Below are 18,352 nucleotides of genomic sequence, written 5' to 3' on the forward strand. Positions count from 1 at the left end.
GGAATCAGTCTGCACCAGGTGCGGGAGAGCGCGGGACCGCCGCCCGCAGGGACGCCGGGACGTCGGAGTCGGCGAGGAGCGCGCCGGTGAGACCGGTGATCGTCAGGAGCCGCTCCAGGACACCGCCGACCCCGGCCAGCCGCAGGCAGCCTCCCGCCGCGTCCGCGCGCCGCCGGAAGTCGAGCATGGTCCACAACCCGGTGGAGTCGCAGAACCGGAGGCCCGAGACGTCCAGGATCAGGCGGGAGGTCCCCGCGGCCAGCTCGGCGGCGAGGGCGTCGTGGAGTGCGGGGCTGGACAGTTTGTCCAGCTCACCCACGAGGACGATCACGGAGGCACCTTCGTGCCTGCGGACCGAGACAGCAAGCCGCGTCGTCATCTCCGCACGTTCCTTAGGCCGGGTGTCCCGAGGCTATTCCAATGATCTCGGTGGGAGGAGGTCCTCCCGACGACCGAAACCCGCTCGTGCCCTCCTCCCCTGCCCGAAGGCGGGGTCCCGCCCCTCACGGGCCGGGCTTCCCGCTTCACCGCCGACCACTTCCGGGGGCCCGGAATGTCGTCGCCATCGGTTACCGGCGCACCGATAGATCTACCCCCTGCGGGGCACTCAGCCCCTATGAACGACGACGCGGAGAGCCAAGACTTCTGCAGGAAGGGTTTCGGCGGGAAGCCTTCGAACCGGCCCAGGACGGTGGGAGAGATAGCCCTGAACCTGGCCGTCAGCGAATCGCTGGCCAACCACGGTCACCACGCCCTGGTCAACGCGCACGAGGCCGCGGCCAGCGGTCACGAGCACCTGGCCGAGGCGGGGGTGGGGAACGTCGAGGAGCACCTCGATCTCGCGCGCTGGCACCGGTGGTGCGCCATCGTGGAGGACCAGCTGGCCGACGAGGCCGACCGGCGGACCCCGGCCAGGCGTGACAGGAAACCCGAGTAGGAACCGCGAGACCCGGACAGGCACCGGGGTCCGGACGGCGAGGCCGGCCCGCCCGGACACCTGCGGCCGTGGGTGTCCGGGGCCATGGACGGCAGGGCAGGCCCGCTCCCGTTCACCCGCTTCCCGGGCGGGCAACGGCCCGCCGCCCCGCTCAGGCGCTTCGCAGCCCCGGCGACGGTTCCCCGTCGCGGATCTCCGCGGCGAGGTCGGCGCTGCGGCGTTCCAGGTGCCAGAGCCCCAGGCGCCGGTGGATCTCCCTCGCCCGCTCGGCGCGTGCCAGGGCCTCCTCCGCCCGGCCGACCCGGCGCAGCAGCCGGGCGACCACCTCGTTGGTCGACCCCCAGGCGGCGCAGCCCGTGCCCAGCACCACCAGCTCGTCGGCGACGGGGGTCAGCTCGGCCAGCATCCTGTGCGGATCGGGACGACCGATCCTGGCCGCAACGAGGGCCCACTGCCAGGCCACGAACTGCCACGTCCAGTCGCGCTCGACGGTGGCGCCCCACCGATCGATGAGGCGGTGCGCGAACGGCTCGTCCCCCGCCTCGATCGCGGCCAGCACAGCGGTGGGGCGCAGCAGGCGGTTGGCGTCGTCGGCGGCGGCGTCGACCAGTTCGGCCAGGTGCACCCCGTGGCGGCCCTGCGCCCAGGACGACAGGAAGGTGCAGATCAGGTAGATGCAGTCGGGACCCCACAGGCTGGTGTGCCGGTAGGTCTCGGTGGCGGCCGTGGCCAGCCGCTCGGCCTCCTCCCACCTGGCGTCGAGCATCGCCCGCCCGACCGCGGCGTAGGTCACCTGCGTCTCGATCTCCGGCATCCGCACCTCGCCGGACAGGCGCAGGCAGCGGGCCAGCTCGGCGTCGTAGTCGGCCAGCATCCCCGAGCGCAGCAGGGTCGGCATCCGGTGCAGACGCGCGATGATCTCGGCGGCGCGGGGCAGGTCGGGGAGGGTCAGGGTCTCCTCGGCCAGCCGGTAGCGTTCCTCCTCGTTCTCCGGGGTCCACGCCGCGATGACGAAGTTGTTGAGTGTGCGCGCCAGCAGGCGGTGATCACCGATTCGCCGGGCGAGCGCGACGGCCTCGGCGGCGTGGCGCTGTCCCTCGGCGCGGCGGTCGCCGTAGTAGAGCTCCACGCCGAGGGTGCCGAGCAGCTCGGCCCGGCAGGAGTCGTTTCCGGGCGGCAGGCGGTCCAGCTGGTCCTCCAGCACGGCGACCATGCGCGCGTCCACCACGCCGTAGGAGCGCCAGTTCCACAGTGTCACGCCGCCGAAGACCGTCGCGGCCTCGATCACCGCCGCGTCGTCCCCCCGCTGGGAGGCGAGGGTCACGGCCTCGTCGAGTGCGACGCGGGCCCCGATCACGTCCCCGGTCACCCGCCGCGCCCGGCCCAGCTCGATGAGGAGCGTGGTGCGGGAGGCGGCCGACTCCGGCTCGTGCGGGTCGAGCGCGGCGAGCGCCTGCTCCCAGAACATGACCACTTCGTCGTGGGCGAGGCGGGCCGCCGCCTGGATCGCCGCCCGGGAGGCGTACAACGTCGCCTTGGCCGCCTGCCCCACCCGCGCCGCCATGCCGAAGTGGTGGGCCAGCACGGGCAGCCGCGACTCCAGGTTCCCCGGGTGGAGGTTCTCGATCGCCTCCCCCACCCGCCCGTGGATCTGCGCCCGGGAAAGGCGGCTCAGCCCCCCGTAGAGGGTCTCGCGGACGAGCGCGTGCGAGAACCGGTAGTCCCAGCCGCCGTCCACCTCGGTGAGCAGGCCGATCGCCACCGCGGGTTCCAGCAGCATCATCATCCGGGCGCCGCCGATGCCCGCGGCCGCCTCCAGCACGTCGGCGTCGACGTCCCGGCCGATCACCGCGGCGACCCGCAGGAGGGTCTGGGTGTCCTCGGGCAGCCGTGAGACGCGCTGCGTGATGACGTCGCGCACCCCGTCGGGCACGGCGATCGAGGCGACGTCCGCGGCGGTCACCCGGTGCAGGGGCGAGACACTGGTCAGCAGGCGGAGCAGCTCGCCGAGGAAGAAAGGGTTGCCGCCGGTGCGGTCGTGCAGCGCGTGGGCGAGGGCGGGGTCGAGGTCGTGGAGGTAGTCGGCGACCTGCTCGGCGGTGAGGGCGGTGACGCTCATCCGCTCGGTGCCGCGTTGCCGGGTCAGGTCGCCGAGCGCGTCCGTCAGCGCCTGGCGCGCCTCGGCGGGGTCGGGGCGGAGCGTCGCCAGTACGAGCAGCGGCACCCGGTGCAGGTCCGCGCCGAAGAAGGTCAGCAGCTTCAGGGACGCGGCGTCCGCCCAGTGGATGTCCTCCATGAGGAGGAGCACCGGCGAGGCGTCCGCCCGCCGGGACAGCGCCCTGGACACGGCGTCGTGCAGCAGGAAGCGCGCGGTGTCGGGGTCGTCGGTGCCGGGCGCCCCGTCCCCGCCGGTCAGCCTGCGCATCACCCCGGCCAGCTCACCGCCGTCCCCGGCGTCCGTGCCGCCGGGGCCGCCCCCGCCCAGGGCGTCCAGAACCTGGATCCACGGCCAGAAGGGGGGCGCGCCGCTGCCCTCGACGCAGCGGCTCCACACCACGGTGACGCCCGCCTCCTCGGCGAGCTGCGCGGCCGCGTCGGCCAGGCGGGTCTTGCCGATGCCGGACTCCCCGCTGACCAGCAGGACGCCGCCCGCACCGCGGACGGCGTCGTCCAGCCTCTCCCGGATCCGGCGCAGGTGGGGCTCCCTGCCCACCAGCCTGCTGCGGTACTCGGCCAGGACGGGCGGTGGCGCCTGCGCGGGTCCGGCCTCGCCCGGCCGGGGGCCGAGCCCGGCCGGATCGCCGGGATCCGGAGCGGCCGGGACGTGCGCGCCCCGCGCGGGGAGACGCGTCTCCCCCTCCGGAACCGGCCACGGGCCCGTGGCCACCGCAGGCCAGGCGCCGATGAGCGATTCGTCCTGGTCGAGGATGGCCTGTTCGAGCCGGCGCAGCTCCGGGCTCGGGTCCAGGCCCAGTTCGTCGCTCAGGAGGGTACGGCAGCGCTGGTAGGCGGCGAGCGCCTCGGCCTGCCTGCGGTCGCGGTACAGGGCGCGCATGAGCAGGGCCCAGAAGCCCTCCCGGTAGGGGTCGAGATCGAGCAGGTGCCCGGCCTCGACGGCGGCCTCGGCGTGCCGGCCCAGCGTCAGCCACGCCTCGGCGCGGACCGACAGGGCCGACAGCCGGGCCTCGGTGAGGCGGGCCACCGTGGACCCGGCGAAGGAGTCGTCGGGGAAGTCGGCGAGCGGCTGGCCTCGCCAGGTGGCCAGGGCCTCGTCCAGGGTCCGCTCGGCCTCCCGCGCCCGTCCGGCGGCCAGGGCGGTCTGCGCCGCCTCCAGCGCCCGGGCGAAGCGGTTGGCGTCCACCTGGTCGGGCGAGATGTCCAGCAGGTACCCGGGCTCGCGGGTCCGCAGGACGCGGGCCGGGGAGCGGGGGCTGCGCCGCGGTTCGAGGATCCTGCGGAGCTGGGAGACGTACGCCTGGAGCGTTCCCGTGGCGCTGGAGGGCGGCTCGTCCGCCCAGAGCCGGTCGATCAGCTGGTCGAGGGGGGCGACGTGGGGGGCGTTGAGCACCAGCAGCGTCAGGACGGCGCGCTGCTTGCGCGACCCCAGGTCGAGGGGGGTTCCCGTGCCGTCGACGACCTCGATCGGGCCGAGGATCCGGAAGTCCAGCCGGTCCGCCGCGTCGGCGGGCGCTCGCCCGTCGTCGTCGTTAGCGAGCATCACAACTCCCGCATGAGCCAGGCGACCGCCGGTGCCTCGATCGCGGCCCCATCGTATCGGCAGGTTACTGCGGGGTTCTCATCTTCTAGGACAAACCCAGCCGAACGTAGCAACGTGCACACTGCCGTGTCCGTTCCCACGACCCGGTAGCGCACCCGCTGGACACCGTCCGCGCGCAGCTCCGTCAGCAGGTCTCCCAGCAGCCTGCGGTCCAGGCCCCGCCCCCGGTGCGCCCGATCGACGGACAGGGCCCGCAACCGGGCCTCGCGGGCGGGCGGCCCCATCTCGACGAGGGCGCCGGCCACCGGCGGGTCGGCGGCGGGCCGGACCAGATCGACCAGCACGTACAGGCGGCAGCGGGCGACCGACACCTCCGCCAGCGTCTCGGCCAGCACCATGCCGAACATCGCGGAGGCCCACCCGCCCGGGAGAGCCGGGATCTCCCGCAGCAGGAGCATGCCGGACGGCTGTGACTCCGGTGGTGACGACATGCGCGCAGCATGCTCCGGGCGTCTTGAGGACGGTCAGGAAAACTCTAGGCCCGCCCTTCCGCCTCGGCTCTCCCCGCCCGCCCACGCCCCGCGAGGAGGCGGTATGTCCAGGTCGGCCTTAAGCGGGTCATCGGTGACTTACTAATCGTTCCCAAGAGGCGGGTGGGAGAACTTGAGGGCCGGCCCGGTGGACGCCGGCTGCGCACCTTTCGCGATCAGGAGGAGACCCATGAGCACCGTGTCACCCGCGGCGGACCATTTCGGCGACGAGTTGGACGCGCTGCGCCGGCAGGTGGCGGGCCCCGTGCTGACCCCCGGGCAGGACGGCTTCGACGCCGAGATCACCGGCTTCAACCTCGCCACCCTGCACCGTCCGGCCGTCGTGGTCGGCGCCACCGGCGCCGAGGACGTCGCGGCGGCGATCCGCTTCGCGGTGCGGCACTCCCTGCCCGTCGCCGTGCAGGCCACCGGCCATGGAGCGGTACAGGCCGCCGACGGGGCGCTGCTGATCACCACGTCCAGGATGCGCGACGTCACCGTCGACCCGTCCGACCGCAGTGCGCGGGTCGGCGCGGGCTGCACCTGGGCGGAGGTCATCGCCAAGGCGGCGCCGCACGGCCTGGCGCCGCTGAACGGATCGTCGTCCGGAGTGGGCGTGGTGGGCTACACGCTGGGTGGCGGCCTCGGCCCGATCGGCCGGGCCTTCGGCTTCGCCGCCGACCACGTCCGTGAGATCACCGTCGTGACCGCGGACGGGCAGATCCGGGTGGCCGGCCCGGACGGCGAGCCCGACCTGTTCTGGGCGCTGCGCGGCGGCAAGGGCAGCTTCGGCGTGGTGACCTCCATCGTCGTCGACCTGTTCCCGGTGGCGTCCCTGTACGGGGGCGGCCTCTACTACCGGGCCGAGGACACGGCCGCCGTCCTGCACGCCTACCGGGACTGGGCCGGCACGCTGCCGGAGGCCACGACCACCTCGGTGGCGATGCTGCGCCTGCCGCCGCTCCCCGAGCTGCCGCCGCAGCTGCGCGGGCGTTTCGTGACCCATCTGCGCTTTACCCACCTGGGCGAGGCCCAGGAGGCCGAGGCCCTGCTCGCCCCGATGCGCGCCGTCGCCGAGCCGGTCCTCGACGGGATCGCGCAGATCCCGTTCAGCGCGATCGACTCGGTGCACAACGACCCGGTGAACCCCATGCCGACCTGGGAACGCGGCATCCTGCTGCGCGAGCTCACCGAGGAGACCGTGGAGGCGCTGCTGGCGACCGCGGGCCCGGCGACCGACGCGCCGCTGGCCATCGTGGAGCTGCGCCAGATGGGCGGGGCGCTGGCCCGGGAACCGCGCGAGCCGAACGCCGTGGGCGGGCGGGACGCCGCCTTCTGCATCCTCGTGGTCGGCGCTCCGGTCCCCGAGCTGATGGACAGCGTGATCCCGGCCGTGGCCGGATCCGTGCTCGACGCGCTAGCCCCCTGGGCGACCGGCGGCACGCAGCTCAACTTCCACGGGCGCGCGCTCGCCCCCGAGGACCTGGCCCGGGCCTGGCCGGAGCCGGTGCTGCGCAGGCTCGTCGCGATCAAGGAGCACTACGACCCGGCGCGCGTCTTCCGCTTCGGCCACGTCGTGCCGCGCCTTTGAGCCACGTGGCTCCCGGGCACCCGTGGAGCGCCGTCAGGATCGCGGCCCGGCCGGACCGGCGGGGCCCGGCCCGGCCGGAGGCATCCGCCGGTCCGCGAGCCGATCGCGCGGAGCACCTTCCCGGCCGGGCGCCAGCCGACGACCGGACCGCAGGTGATGTTGATCGATGACGCGGTGATGGTGCGGGCCGGAGGGCGGCCCGCACCCGCGCAGAGGGACGCGTGGCGGCCTCAGCCGGCCTGCAGCGTGGCGAGCAACTCCGCCAGGCGCTCGTCGGAGTCGCGCACGCCGCGCTCCATATCGGAGGCGATCATCCCGTCGCGGTCCTCGACCGACTGGAAGACCGAGGACGTGCGCACCATGGTCCTGCCGTCGCGCTCCTCCATGGTCAGCGTCTCCAGGCAGACGTGGCCCGGCACGCCCTCGAACTCGAAGGTCTGCACGATGCCCTCCGGCGACGGGGTGCCGTGGAAGACCCCGTGGAAGCCGTACTCGTTGCCCTGGGCGTCCTTGGAGACGTAGCGCCACCTGCCGCCGTCGCGGACGTCGTACTCGTCGACGGTCATCGTCAGATCGCGCGGGCCCAGCCAGCGCACCAGCAGCTCGGGGTCGGTGTACGCACGGAACACCAGGTCACGCGGCGCGTCGAACTCACGCGTGATGATGATCTGCGGCATCCCGGGCTCGGCGGTGATCTGCGTCTTACCCATGGTCGTCTCCCCTCGGTCGGACCGCCGTGTCGCGGTCGCGTTCGCCCTTCCGGTCGCCTTGCAGCGCCGCGAGCAGCTCGTCGAGCCGCTCGTGGCTCTCGTCCCAGAACCGCTGGTAGCGGGCCAGCCAGGTGGTCACCTCGCGGAGCGGCTCGGCCTCCAGGTGGCTGAGCCGGGCGGTCGCGCGCCGGGTGCGGGAGATGAGCCCCGCGTTCTCCAGCACCTTGAGGTGCCGGGAGATCGCCGGCTGGGACACATCGAACGGCGCGGCGAGCTCGGCGACGGTCGCGTCGCCCTCGGTAAGCCGCGTCAGGATCGCGCGCCGGATGGGATCCGCGAGAGCGGCGAACACGAGACTGATCCGGTCGTCCGCCATTTATAACCACCTTGTTTTAGAACGAGCAGGTTAAGAATGCGCCTCGCGCCTCCCCCTGTCAAGCCCGCGGACCCGCCGGCGCGCATCCACGAGGACGGCGGCACCGCCGTCGAGCTCGCGGTGCCGCCGAAGGAGAGAACGGCATGGTGAAGGAACGGTCCCGCCGGACCCGCGCCGGCCGCCGGGCGATCACGGGTCCGGGATCCCCGCGACGGACACGCGCCGAGGATCAGGGGCCGGTGAGGCGACGCTCACCACCGGTGGTGACCACGAACACCTGCCAGTTGTAGTAGGCGTAGTAGTTCCTGATGTCCCGCTTGATCTGGCGCGCGTGCAGCAGCACCGCGTCGACGTACGCCCAGGAGTGGTTGTACGCGTACAGCGCACGCCGGTAGTCGCGCGGCGCCCCCGACGCGCGCAGGTAGTTGGCCGCGGCGAGCAGCGCGTCCCGGGTATCGTGGACGTCACCCCCCATCCCGTAGGCCTCCCATGTCCCCGGCATGAACTGCATCGGCCCCTTGGCACCCGTGTGGCTCGGTGACCGCACGCGACCGAACTTGGTCTCGACGAACATCACCGCCGCCAGCACCTCCCACTCGACACCGAACCGGCGCTCGACGCGCCGGAAGTGGCCGAGCAGGACGTCGGCGGGCTCGGGCTGCTCGACGCGGAACGTCGCCGGCTTGCTGACGGGGTGGACGAGGGAGAGCAGATTCCGGACGGCCGTCACGTTGTCCTTCGCCTGCCCGGCCAGGGCCTTGGGCAACGCGGCATAGGTGCGGGACGCGACCTTCGGGTTGCGGGCCAGATGCCGGTAGACGCGCTGCTGGTGCAGGGCCAGCAGCACCACCGGCTCGGGGGGCCGCCCCTTGGCGGGATCCCCCGTCCGCACCCAGTCGTCGACGGCGCGTCGCAGCTCCGCGGTGGTGTCGGCCAGGGAACGGGCCAGCCGTGACGGGTCCTCGGGGATCGCCGCGTCCGGGGCGGGCAGGACAGACGCCCGGCGTGCGGGCGCCGTCGCCGACGGCGTCGCCGACCGCTCCGGAACCGGCCGTGTCACCGTCCCGCCGGGGGCTGCCGTGGACGCGGCGCCCTGCGAGCCGGCGCAGCCGGAGACCGCGACGGCCAGGCCGACGAGCGAGGCGGCCAGCGGCTTCCCGCGCAACCGGCCTGCGCGCGCACCCGGCGGCCTGCCACCCGAGGCGTCCCCCCGCGCGACCGTCACCCGCCCGCCCGGCCGGTGACCACGCCCCGGCCGCGCACCCCCCGCGTGCTGGTCCTCCATCGGCCCAACGTACCGAACCGGTGACCTCGCGGGGACTACCGACGGAGCGGAATGTGCCGGCCCCTCCGTCATGGCAACGGGTGTGAGCCGCTCCGGGCGAAACAGGGCGTGCAGACGCCGGCATCGATCTCAACTGCGGGACTGCCCGGCGCCGGGCCGCCACCGGGCGCACGTGGTCACCACGCCGAGGGAGAACGCCTTGCCGACGCCTCGGCACCGGATGCCCATATAGGGCCATAGAGCAAAGAAATGGTAGATACCGCCAAAGGCGGCCATGCTAGCGTGATCCCGTCCCGTATTCGCTTATCAGGGATGATCGATGACCATCTCCTGGACAGTCAGGCGAGAGCCCTTGCAGATCACTCGTTGGGTCGCGGGCGGCACGGCCCTGGCCGCCGCGGCCGCCCTCACCCTGGTGTCCGCCGCCCCCGCGCACGCCTACCCTCAGGGCACCTGCAGAGGAAACTCGTTCCGCAAGGTAGCCGACTACACCCTCACGAAAGGGGCGAAGGGCGGGGAGGTGTACGGCACCGTCACGCTGTACCACAGCAGCCTCACCCGGCGGAAATGCGCCATAACCCGGGTGGCGAGCGCCTACGTCGGACGGACGAGCTATCTGTACGTCGCGCTCTTCGCGGACAAGAACAGGAACAAGAAGTACGACGGCCCTGACATCGGAGTCGCCGACGGCAGCACACGCTACAAGTGGTTCGCGGGCCCGGTCTACGCTTACGCCGACCAGTTGTGCGTCCGGTTCGGCGGGGCGATCCGGATCGGCTCCCAGCCCATCGTCCACGGAGGCACGCCGGAAGGCGCGTGGGAGTACTGCGGCTAGACGCGAAGGCCGGGGCGACCGGTCCTCGCCAGGCACGTGGCCGGGAACACCGTCACGAAGCCGCTGTCGCCGTCCCGGTTGTGTGTTCCGGTCCGCGAGCCGGTGGGCATTCCGCTCGCCCGGCTGCGGCTGTCGGTGTCGATTCCCGGCGGCCGGGGCAGCAGGCCAGGTCGCGCAGATCCGCCGCGACCTCCTCCAGGTCGTTGAACCGTCCGGGGCGAGGGGCTCCCGTACGATGTCCACGTGCCCACCTTCCTCCGTTCCGTGTGGGACGAGCCCCGTCCTCCCGACCCGCCGCGGCGGGTGTGGCGGGACTGGGTGCTGGTGGGGGTGCTCGCGCCGGTCGCGGTGCTCGAAGGAGTCCTGCGGCCGGACCTTCCGTGGCGGACCCTCTCCGTGATCGTCGCCGTCGGGCTGCTGCCCACCCTGTTGTGGCGCCGGACCAGGCCGCTGCTGATGGTCGTGATCTGCTTCGCCGTCACGAACCTGGCCCCGCTGCTGACGGGCCAGCCCCCTTCGGAGATGTACACGATGGCGTACCAGCTGATCCTGCCGTACTCGTTGTTCCGGTGGGGGTCCGGGCGCGAGGCCGTGGTCGGGCTGACGGTCATGCTCGTCTCGGCCTCCCTCCCGTTGGTCTCCGGCCACACCACCGGCGCCGACGCGATCGGTGCGTTCACCGTCCTGCCGACGACCGTCGCCCTGGGCGGGGCGTTCCGGTACCGGGCCGGGGCGAGGATGCGCGAGATCGAACAGGCCAAGCTGCTCGAACGCGAGCAGCTGGCCCGCGACCTGCACGACACCGTCGCCCACCACGTGTCGGCCATGGCGATACGCGCCCAGGCGGGCCTCGCCACAGCGGCGTCGCGACCGGAGGCCGCGACCGAGGCGCTCCACGTGATCGAGGCCGAGGCTGCGCGCGCGCTCGCCGAGATGCACGCCATGGTCCGGGTCCTCCGCCGGGACCACCCGATCGACCTGGCGCCCGGCCGGCGCATCACCGACATCGAACAGCTCGCGGGCCGGGACCGTTCCGGTCCGTCCGTCGGCGTGGAGATCTCGGGTGACCTCGGCGACCTCCCTCCCTCGGTCGAGGCCGCGATCTACCGCCTCGCCCAGGAGTCCGTCACCAACGCCAGACGGCATGCGCGTCACGCCACCCGCGTCGAGGTCCGTGTCACCGCCGACGACACGTCGGTGCACCTGCGGGTGAGCGACGACGGCGACAGCGGCCTCGTGCGCCCGACCGCGTCGCCGGGATACGGGCTCATCGGCATGATCGAGCGTGCTCACCTGCTCGGCGGCACCTGCGTGGCCGGTCCGAATCCCGACCGGGGCTGGACCGTGACCGCCGTGCTGCCCCGGACCGGGGCGGCGGCATGAGCGTCCGGGTGCTCGTCGCCGACGACCAGGAGATCGTCCGCACCGGGCTCACGATGATCCTCAACGCCCAGCCGGGCATCGAGGTCGTCGGCGAGGCCGCCGACGGGCGACGAGCCGTCGAACTGGCGCGGCGGCTACGTCCCGACGTGTGCCTGTTCGACATCCGCATGCCCGGCATCGACGGGATCGAAGCCACCCGAGCCCTCGCCGGACCGGACGTCGACGACCCCCTCGCCGTCGTCGTCATCACCACTTTCGACCTCGACGAGTACGTCTACGCCGCCCTGAGGGCCGGCGCCCGGGGTTTCCTGCTCAAGAACGCCGGCGCCGAGTTGCTGTCCCAGGCCGTCCACGCCGCCGCCGCCGGTGACGCGCTCATCGCCCCGAGCATCACCGCACGACTGCTCGGGGCCTTCGCCCGCACGGGGCCCTCCGCACCACCGGTACGGCCCGTCGAGACGCTCACGGACCGTGAGGAACAGGTCCTGGCCACCGTGGCACGCGGACGGACCAACAGCGAGATCGCCGACGAGCTCCGCATCTCTCTCAGCACCGTCAAGTCCCACATCGCCAGCCTGATGGCCAAACTCGGCGCCCGTAACCGTGTCGAGATCGCCATGTGGGCCTACGAGACCAATCGCGTCAACAACTGAACCGGAGGCGGCGGCATCCCCGGGTGATCGCGGTCCCGGGCTCCCGCTCCCCGGCGGTGGGTGTCCCGCTCACCGGCGCCCGGGACCGCCCGCCGGAGCACCCGCGGGGCTCGGCAGAGGTGCGGGCCGGGTCGCCGGCCGCCTGCGGATGACCCATTCGGCCACCGCGACGTTGATCATCCAGCCGGCGGCCATGAGCAGCGCTCTGGGGAGTTCACCGGGTGTCCCGAAGACCAGCACCCAGGGCAGATGCGTCAGCACCTGCGTGCCCGCGCCCAGGCCGATCGCGTAACCGCGGATCATCCAGGCGCGGTGCCGGGCGACGTCCCGCCGCCGGATCGCGGCGAAGCCGAGAACGACGGCCAGGGCCATGGCCGAGCCGAAGAGGAGCCGGAAGCCGGTGAGGAGATCACCGTCACCGTCGGGGCGGGGATAGAACAGGGTCATCCACAGCCCCGAGAGCGCCGCGACGAGTCCGCACGGGACCAGGAGCCGTCCCACGACGCGGTGCCGGCCGGGTCTCCGGCGGCGGAAGGCGGGGGCGAACTGAAAAGCCCCCAGAACGCTGTACAGACAGACACTGAGGATGTGCAGCACCACCGGCAGAGGCGCCGCGAAGAACCGTGCGTTCTCCGGGGTGATCTCCGCGCCGCCCGTCAACTCGGTCAGGCGGACGGCCCCGGCGGCCATGGGAACGGCGCTGAGCACGATCAACGCGGCGGGCACGAGCCGGCCCGCCCGGCCGGAGGGGGCCGCGGTGGACGCCCCCGATGTGTGCCGGTCGTCCGCCGGCCGGTCGCTCCGCGGCGACCGCGGGAACGGGGGACGCCTCAGCGGGCTCTCATCGGTCATGGTTCGAGCGTGGCCGCCGGGACGGTGACGGCGCATCGCCGGAACGGCCCGGTCCGAGTCGGCCGTCCGTCCGCCGATCGGGCGTACTTTCGGCTGATGAGTCCTTCGCGCGGGCTTCCTACGCTGATCCCGGGTGGCTCGGGACACGCTCGTCACCGTCCGGTCGGCGGCTCCCCCGGTCCACCGGCGCGGGCCACGACGTCGGCCCATGAGCCCGCCGATCTCCGGCGGACCTGCGCCACGGCCGGCACCCGCGCCCCGCGGTGGATGAGGAGGATCTGATGAAGGCGTTCGTCCTGCGCTCGTACGGCTCACCCGACGCACTCGAGCTCACCGAGGTCGACAAGCCCGTGCCGGGCGACGACGAGGTGCTGGTCCGGGTGCGCGCCACCTCCGTCCAGCCCTATGACTGGCACCTCATGCGGGGGGAGCCGTACATCGCACGTCTGATGGGCGGCGGCCCCGGGCTGCGCAAGCCGAAGATCACCATCTTGGGCGCCGACATCGCGGGGCAGGTCGAGGCGGTCGGCAGGGACGTGACGGAGTTCCGCCCCGGCGACGAGGTGTTCGCGATGCCCAAGCAGGGCGGCTTCGCCGAGTACGTGTGCGTCCGGGAAGGCGAGCTGGCGCCGAAACCGAAGAACCTCTCGTTCGAGGAGGCGGCGGCGGTGCCGCTGGCGGCCGGCACCGCCCTGCTGGGCCTGCGCGACGAGGGAAGGATCCAGCCCGGGCAGAAGGTTCTCGTCAACGGGGCCTCGGGAGGCGTGGGCACGTTCGCCGTACAGATCGCCAAGGCGTTCGGCGCGGAGGTCACCGGCGTCTGCAGCACCCGGAACGTGGGCCTGGTCCGATCGATCGGCGCGGACGAGGTCATCGACTACACGGTGGAGGATTTCACGCGGAGGGAACAGCGCTACGACCTTCTGCTGGACAGCGCGGGCAGCCGCCCGGGGTCGGCGTGCCGGCGGGTGCTGACCCCCAAGGGGGTCTACGTCGTCGTCGGCGGGCCCGGGGGGCGGTGGCTGCAGCCCGTCGCCCACGTGTTCGCGGCGCTCGCGGCGTCGCCGTTCACCTCCCGGAGGACGGCCCTGGCGGACGTGGTCCGGTGCACGGAGAACAAGCAGAACCTGATCACGCTGACCGGGTTCATCGAGGACGGGAAGGTCACCCCGGTCATCGACCGCCGCTACCCGTTCGAGGAGATCCCGGAGGCCGTCAGGTATCAGGAGCAGGGACGCGCCGCGGGAAAGGTCGTCGTCACGGTCTGAGACGCCGGCCCGCCGCGTGCACGACGGCCCCACCGGCGAGGCGGTCTCCCCCACCGCCGTGACCGGCACCCCGCACCGCACACGACCACACCGGGATGCGGGCCGTGCGAGGATGGCCCGCGCAAGGTGACGGCATCGGCGTGGCCGGTACTCACACCGCCATCCCAGCCGGAACACATTCTGATAGGTACCGAGCGGCGGAAACGGCCCCACCGGGCGGCGGCTGTGGCGTAGAACCGTCTCCGCGCTGTGAGAAATCGCCGATCGTCTGAAAAATGAATGCATGCCCCGCCTGTTCCTGGTCCTGGCCGTTCTCCTGCTGGTGGCAACCTGTGGCCCGCCACCGGTCGGCCGTACCCGGGCACCGGCCGAGCCGAGCCGGACGTCCGCCGGGGGCGGGCCCGGTCCGACACCCGACGAGCCCGCCCCTGTCATCGAGACGTCAGCCCTGCCCGGTAGGGCCCGAACCGGGCAGTGGCGGCAGGCCGCGGTGAACCACGGTGACCACAGCACGGCCGTCCACGATCTGGTCGTGCTCGGCGACGGCACCGCATACGCGGTCGGCGGGATCCACAAGTACGGCCGCCCCGGCGGGCTGCTTCTCCAACGCTGGGACGGCAGTACCTGGCGGCAGGAGGCCGGACCGCGCGTTCCCGTCGCGGCCGCTGCCGAGCGTCTCGTCTCGGGAACGTCGGCCGACGACCTTTGGATCATCGACCCCGGCGGTGCGGCGACGGTGGAAGCACACGACCCCGGCGTGCGAGCGTTCCACCGGGCGGGCGGAACCTGGTCCTCGACGCTCCTCGGAAACACGGTCCGGCAGTTCTACCCGCTCGATCTCGATGTCGTGGCGCCCGGGGCCGCCTGGGCCGTCGGCTGTGACACTCACGCCGCCGATCTGATGAAGTGTCCCAGCACGGTCGTGGAGTTCCGCGGGGGCGCCTGGCAACGGCACAGCGTCCCCATCACGGCCCGATCGCTGAGCGGACGCGGCCCTTCGGACGTGTGGGTCGTCGGCCACGACCCCGTGACCGGGCAGCCGGCCGCCGCGTCCTTCGACGGCGTCGCCTGGACTCGTCAGTCGCTGCCACGGCTGCCCAAGCCCACCGGCGGTCGCATCCAGGACTGGCACGCCTCGCTGCTCGACATGCTCTTCACGGGCGATGACGAGCTTCTCGCCGTCGGATACGTGAGATGGGTCGACGTGGGCCCGAGTGAGCTGCGAGACGGGCACGAGCAAGACGACGGTGACGACCGCTTCCACGTCCGCAGTCTGGTCATGCGCTATTCCGCCGGTCGGTGGTCTTACCGCCTCGGTGTGGACGGGCCGGCAGGGGACCGGCTCGAACTCGCCCCGGCAGGCCGGGGCGACGCCTGGGCGACCGACGGAACGTCCCGGCTCTGGCGGCTGTCCGGCACTCGTTGGGTGAAGCAACTGGACCTTCGGGAGACGTCGATAGAAGCGATCGCATCGTGGCCGGGAGCGCCCACCGCGTGGGCGGCCACCGTGACCGAGACGTCCGGGAACGGAACCCGACACCGGCAGGCCGCCTACTGGCGGGTCGACTGAGCTCGATCCGCCGGCCGCCCCGGTCGAGCCGGGCGATCACGGGCCGGCCTCTGGCCATCCCTGCAGGTCCATGCCTCGCTGGAGGCCAGGCCGACCGGGCAGGACGCTCCCGTCCCACCGCAGCCACCGTGACCATAGGAAGGTTTCAGAGGTTTGCCCCCCGGGGGGATTCCCCTGGGGTCACGGCATACCTGCCATCCTATTTACGGCAAATCTGCCACGTCCTGTACGGCAGATCTGCCATGAAGTACCCGGCAAATCTGATCAATCGAGACGTGAAAGAAGTGTCGGACATCGAGCGCCCCGCCGACATGCGCCGCCTGCTCAACGTCCTCTGCGGCCGGATGGGCGGACTCGCCGTGATCGACAACATCAGCCGTGACCTCGGACTCCCCCGCAACACCGTGAAACGGTACGTCGACCTGCTCGACCTGGTGTACGTCATCAAGCGGATTCCGGCCTGGTCCTCGAACACGACCGCACGCGCCATCGCGACGCCCAAGCTCCTGGTGGTCGACTCCGGCCTTGGCGCCCACCTTGCCGGCCTCACCCCCTCCCGGGTCACCGACATAACCGCACCCGTGGGCCCGCTGATGGAGAACTTCGCCCTCGGCGAGCTGGCCCGCCAGCTGACGTGGTCGGAAGAACCCGTGCGGCTCTACCACTACCGAGATCGCGACAGAGTCGAAGTCGACGGCATTCTGGAACGGGCCTCCGGCGAAGTCGTCGGCGTCGAGGTCAAGGCTGCGGAAACCGTACGCGCCGATGACTTCAGAGGGCTTCAGCACCTGGCCCGCAGGCTCGGCGACCGACTCGTCGCCGGGTACGTCCTCTACGCGGGACAGGAAACTCTCCCTTTCGGGGACCAGATGCGTGCCCTTCCACTGTCCGCGCTGTGGGAGGCATCTCCGGCCACCTGATATCCCGCACCCACCGCTTCCGCTCCCGCGAAAGACTTCCGAACACGACCAGCCTCGCCCCGTTCGCCAGCCGAGAGGCCGACCGGGCAGGCCACTCCCGTCCCACCGCGGCCGCATGCCACGGAGCACCCTTGCGCCGCGGTGTGCGGTACGGCGGCGGAGATCGGGGCGAGGGCCCTATGCGGCGCCGCCGTACCACCGCCACTCCGTACGCCGGGGCATTCCGGGGAGCGAGATGCGGCCCGTACACCACAGCAGAGTGGCGGACGGATCATGCCCCGGTGGGGCGTCCGGGAAGAGACGGGCGAGGGCGGCGGCGCTGGGCTCACCGGGCGGTGTCCAGGGCAGGCCGAGGGCGCGGGTGATGTCGTAGGTGTGAACGGCCAGTTCGACGACGCCCATCGCGGCGAAGCCCACGGCGTCGGAGTGACCCCAGGGATGCCATGCCCGCACGTCCGCGGCCGTGTCCCGGACCGTGACGCTGAGCAGGGACGCGGCGATGCCGAGCCCTTCCAGGCACTCGGGAACGGAGGCGTGGGGGTCGAGGGAGGCGAAGAGGGTGATGTAGCGGTCACGGGGACGGGCGATGAGCAGACCGGCGTAGCCGATCAGACCGAGGGCCAGGTGGTCGAGGGTCTGGCGGCAGGTCCAGTCGAGACCGCCGGCCCGGCGTGACCAGTCCTGACCGGCTCCCTTGAGGAGAACGGCCAGGCACTCGTCGGCGACGGCCGACACCAGGCCCGGCCATGACGCGGCGGTGACGGGGGGCACGGGGTCGGGCGAGGAGGGGAAGGCGGTCTCCGGCACCGCGGTCATCGGCCACCCTCCGGGTTCCGCAGGACTTCGATCACGCTCGCGTAGCTGTCGGAGCCGTGACCCGCCGCTCTGGCCCGCTCCATGGTGTGCTTCAGCAACTCGGGCAGCGCGTTGTCGACACCCCGCGCCGCCGCGGCGTGGACGAGATGGTCGACGGCGGCGATCTGCACGTCGACGGTGGCGTCATCACCTGGGTAGAGGCCGGCGTCCACCTGCGGCGCGTACGCGGTCATGAAACCGCCCACGGCGGTCAGCCAGCGGACCGCGAAGGGGGTGAAGGCCGTGGCTTCCGTCTTCTCCGCGCCGACCAGTGCGGTGCCGTGCAGCCAACCGGTCAGGGCGGACCACATCAGGCCGAGCAACGCGGCGTCGTAGAGGGACGCCAGGCCCGGATCGGCGCCCAGGTGCACGGGGTCGCCCAATGCGGCCAGGGTGGGGCGATGGGCTTCGAAGACCTCGGGTGAACCGCTGTAGAGGAACATCATCTCCGGGCTGCCGACGCCCGGGGGAGTCGTCATGATGGCGCCGTCGAGATAACCGGCGCCGAGCGAGCGGGCCCACGCGGCGGTCTCCCGGGCCTGTTCCGGGGAGCCGGAGGTGAGGTTGACCAGGGTCCTGCCTTCGAGGGAGCCGCCGACGGGCTCCAGGATGCCGTGCAGTGCCCCGTAGTCCAGCACGCACGCGACGATGAGCGGACTCGCCGTGACCGCCTCCCCGGGGGTGACGGCGGGACGGGCCCCCCGGGTGGCCAGCGCCTCGGCTCTGCGCGCCGTACGGTTCCACACAGTGGTCGGATGGCCGCGGTCCAGCAGTGCGGTGGCCAGCGCCGAGCCCATCGAGCCCAGCCCGATGACGGTCACGGCCGAATGGTCAGAGGTCATCCACAGCTCCTTGTCTGTCCGCTCGCG

At 72.5% G+C, this 18,352-nt stretch carries 16 protein-coding genes and 1 pseudogene; 8 read left to right on the forward strand and 9 right to left on the reverse strand.

What is annotated here, in order from left to right:
• Positions 1-4: 4 nt before the first annotated feature.
• Positions 5-379: an STAS domain-containing protein gene (locus tag ABD841_RS13115; RefSeq protein ID WP_344971038.1), complete on the reverse strand. Its 375-nt coding sequence runs from the start codon at positions 377-379 to the stop codon at positions 5-7.
• 237 nt (positions 380-616) lie between these two features.
• Between ABD841_RS13115 and ABD841_RS13120 the strand changes: the two genes are divergently transcribed.
• Positions 617-937 carry a hypothetical protein gene (locus ABD841_RS13120; protein ID WP_344971040.1) on the forward strand — a complete coding sequence of 107 codons (321 nt, stop codon included), beginning with the start codon at positions 617-619 and terminating at the stop codon, positions 935-937.
• Between the two features lie 151 nt (positions 938-1,088).
• Here ABD841_RS13120 and ABD841_RS13125 read toward each other — a convergent pair whose 3' ends face one another.
• Entirely contained in the window at positions 1,089-4,655 is a 3,567-nt protein-coding gene (locus ABD841_RS13125) for an ATP-binding protein (RefSeq protein WP_344971043.1), read from the reverse strand.
• Entirely contained in the window at positions 4,655-5,146 is a 492-nt protein-coding gene (locus ABD841_RS13130; protein WP_344971045.1) for a GNAT family N-acetyltransferase, read from the reverse strand. The genes ABD841_RS13125 and ABD841_RS13130 overlap by 1 nt, the downstream gene beginning before the upstream one ends.
• Before the next feature lie 229 nt (positions 5,147-5,375).
• Here ABD841_RS13130 and ABD841_RS13135 point away from each other — a divergent pair, with 229 nt between their 5' ends.
• Positions 5,376-6,776, forward strand: a complete 1,401-nt coding sequence (locus ABD841_RS13135) for an FAD-binding oxidoreductase (protein WP_344971047.1) — start codon at positions 5,376-5,378, stop codon at positions 6,774-6,776.
• A 230-nt stretch (positions 6,777-7,006) separates the two neighbouring features.
• On the opposite strand, the gene ABD841_RS13140 is transcribed toward ABD841_RS13135, so the two are convergent.
• The 3 genes from ABD841_RS13140 to ABD841_RS13150 all read right to left on the reverse strand — a co-directional run bounded on the left by ABD841_RS13140 (position 7,007) and on the right by ABD841_RS13150 (position 9,147).
• Positions 7,007-7,486, reverse strand: coding sequence for an SRPBCC family protein (locus tag ABD841_RS13140; RefSeq protein WP_344971048.1), 480 nt, complete (start codon positions 7,484-7,486; stop codon positions 7,007-7,009).
• A complete protein-coding gene (locus tag ABD841_RS13145) occupies positions 7,479-7,862 on the reverse strand; it encodes an ArsR/SmtB family transcription factor (protein ID WP_344971049.1) in 384 nt (127 codons plus the stop codon). The genes ABD841_RS13140 and ABD841_RS13145 overlap by 8 nt, the downstream gene beginning before the upstream one ends.
• Before the next feature lie 229 nt (positions 7,863-8,091).
• Positions 8,092-9,147, reverse strand: a complete 1,056-nt coding sequence (locus ABD841_RS13150) for a lytic transglycosylase domain-containing protein (protein ID WP_344971051.1) — start codon at positions 9,145-9,147, stop codon at positions 8,092-8,094.
• 352 nt (positions 9,148-9,499) lie between these two features.
• Between ABD841_RS13150 and ABD841_RS13155 the strand changes: the two genes are divergently transcribed.
• The 3 genes from ABD841_RS13155 (at position 9,500) to ABD841_RS13165 (ending at position 12,018) form a co-directional block, all read left to right on the forward strand.
• Positions 9,500-9,982, forward strand: coding sequence for a hypothetical protein (locus ABD841_RS13155; RefSeq protein ID WP_344971053.1), 483 nt, complete (start codon positions 9,500-9,502; stop codon positions 9,980-9,982).
• Positions 9,983-10,225: 243 nt separating this feature from the next.
• Positions 10,226-11,365, forward strand: coding sequence for a sensor histidine kinase (locus tag ABD841_RS13160; protein WP_344971054.1), 1,140 nt, complete (start codon positions 10,226-10,228; stop codon positions 11,363-11,365).
• Positions 11,362-12,018 carry a response regulator gene (locus tag ABD841_RS13165; RefSeq protein WP_344971056.1) on the forward strand — a complete coding sequence of 219 codons (657 nt, stop codon included), beginning with the start codon at positions 11,362-11,364 and terminating at the stop codon, positions 12,016-12,018. Before ABD841_RS13160 ends, ABD841_RS13165 begins: the two co-directional genes overlap by 4 nt.
• 69 nt (positions 12,019-12,087) lie before the next feature.
• On the opposite strand, the gene ABD841_RS13170 is transcribed toward ABD841_RS13165, so the two are convergent.
• Positions 12,088-12,870: a DUF2306 domain-containing protein gene (locus ABD841_RS13170; protein ID WP_344971058.1), complete on the reverse strand. Its 783-nt coding sequence runs from the start codon at positions 12,868-12,870 to the stop codon at positions 12,088-12,090.
• A gap of 281 nt (positions 12,871-13,151) precedes the next feature.
• Here ABD841_RS13170 and ABD841_RS13175 point away from each other — a divergent pair, with 281 nt between their 5' ends.
• The 3 genes and pseudogenes from ABD841_RS13175 to ABD841_RS13185 form a co-directional block, all read left to right on the forward strand.
• Positions 13,152-14,138: an NAD(P)-dependent alcohol dehydrogenase gene (locus ABD841_RS13175; protein WP_344971060.1), complete on the forward strand. Its 987-nt coding sequence runs from the start codon at positions 13,152-13,154 to the stop codon at positions 14,136-14,138.
• Positions 14,139-14,421: 283 nt separating this feature from the next.
• Positions 14,422-15,708 carry a hypothetical protein gene (locus ABD841_RS13180; RefSeq protein WP_344971062.1) on the forward strand — a complete coding sequence of 429 codons (1,287 nt, stop codon included), beginning with the start codon at positions 14,422-14,424 and terminating at the stop codon, positions 15,706-15,708.
• A gap of 242 nt (positions 15,709-15,950) precedes the next feature.
• A pseudogene (locus ABD841_RS13185) lies at positions 15,951-16,442 on the forward strand (DUF4143 domain-containing protein); the annotation flags it as partial.
• A 363-nt stretch (positions 16,443-16,805) separates the two neighbouring features.
• Here ABD841_RS13185 and ABD841_RS13190 read toward each other — a convergent pair.
• Positions 16,806-17,444, reverse strand: a complete 639-nt coding sequence (locus ABD841_RS13190; protein WP_344971066.1) for a DinB family protein — start codon at positions 17,442-17,444, stop codon at positions 16,806-16,808.
• Positions 17,441-18,325, reverse strand: a complete 885-nt coding sequence (locus ABD841_RS13195; RefSeq protein ID WP_344971068.1) for an NAD(P)-dependent oxidoreductase — start codon at positions 18,323-18,325, stop codon at positions 17,441-17,443. Before ABD841_RS13195 ends, ABD841_RS13190 begins: the two co-directional genes overlap by 4 nt.
• Positions 18,326-18,352 lie beyond the last annotated feature (27 nt).

Source organism: Streptosporangium fragile, from assembly GCF_039534445.1.
Lineage (GTDB): Bacteria > Actinomycetota > Actinomycetes > Streptosporangiales > Streptosporangiaceae > Streptosporangium > Streptosporangium fragile.

What these genes read in the sequence shown, in the direction of transcription:
- ABD841_RS13165 (WP_344971056.1), top strand. Translation starts at nt 11,362, where the DNA reads ATGAGCGTCCGGGTGCTCGTCGCCGACGACCAGGAGATCGTCCGCACC.
- ABD841_RS13180 (WP_344971062.1), top strand. Translation starts at nt 14,422, where the DNA reads ATGCCCCGCCTGTTCCTGGTCCTGGCCGTTCTCCTGCTGGTGGCAACC.
- ABD841_RS13120 (WP_344971040.1), top strand. Translation starts at nt 617, where the DNA reads ATGAACGACGACGCGGAGAGCCAAGACTTCTGCAGGAAGGGTTTCGGC.
- ABD841_RS13150 (WP_344971051.1), bottom strand. Translation starts at nt 9,147, where the DNA reads ATGGAGGACCAGCACGCGGGGGGTGCGCGGCCGGGGCGTGGTCACCGG.
- ABD841_RS13195 (WP_344971068.1), bottom strand. Translation starts at nt 18,325, where the DNA reads ATGACCTCTGACCATTCGGCCGTGACCGTCATCGGGCTGGGCTCGATG.
- ABD841_RS13115 (WP_344971038.1), bottom strand. Translation starts at nt 379, where the DNA reads ATGACGACGCGGCTTGCTGTCTCGGTCCGCAGGCACGAAGGTGCCTCC.
- ABD841_RS13135 (WP_344971047.1), top strand. Translation starts at nt 5,376, where the DNA reads ATGAGCACCGTGTCACCCGCGGCGGACCATTTCGGCGACGAGTTGGAC.
- ABD841_RS13190 (WP_344971066.1), bottom strand. Translation starts at nt 17,444, where the DNA reads ATGACCGCGGTGCCGGAGACCGCCTTCCCCTCCTCGCCCGACCCCGTG.
- ABD841_RS13130 (WP_344971045.1), bottom strand. Translation starts at nt 5,146, where the DNA reads ATGTCGTCACCACCGGAGTCACAGCCGTCCGGCATGCTCCTGCTGCGG.
- ABD841_RS13140 (WP_344971048.1), bottom strand. Translation starts at nt 7,486, where the DNA reads ATGGGTAAGACGCAGATCACCGCCGAGCCCGGGATGCCGCAGATCATC.
- ABD841_RS13125 (WP_344971043.1), bottom strand. Translation starts at nt 4,655, where the DNA reads ATGCTCGCTAACGACGACGACGGGCGAGCGCCCGCCGACGCGGCGGAC.
- ABD841_RS13175 (WP_344971060.1), top strand. Translation starts at nt 13,152, where the DNA reads ATGAAGGCGTTCGTCCTGCGCTCGTACGGCTCACCCGACGCACTCGAG.
- ABD841_RS13145 (WP_344971049.1), bottom strand. Translation starts at nt 7,862, where the DNA reads ATGGCGGACGACCGGATCAGTCTCGTGTTCGCCGCTCTCGCGGATCCC.
- ABD841_RS13170 (WP_344971058.1), bottom strand. Translation starts at nt 12,870, where the DNA reads ATGACCGATGAGAGCCCGCTGAGGCGTCCCCCGTTCCCGCGGTCGCCG.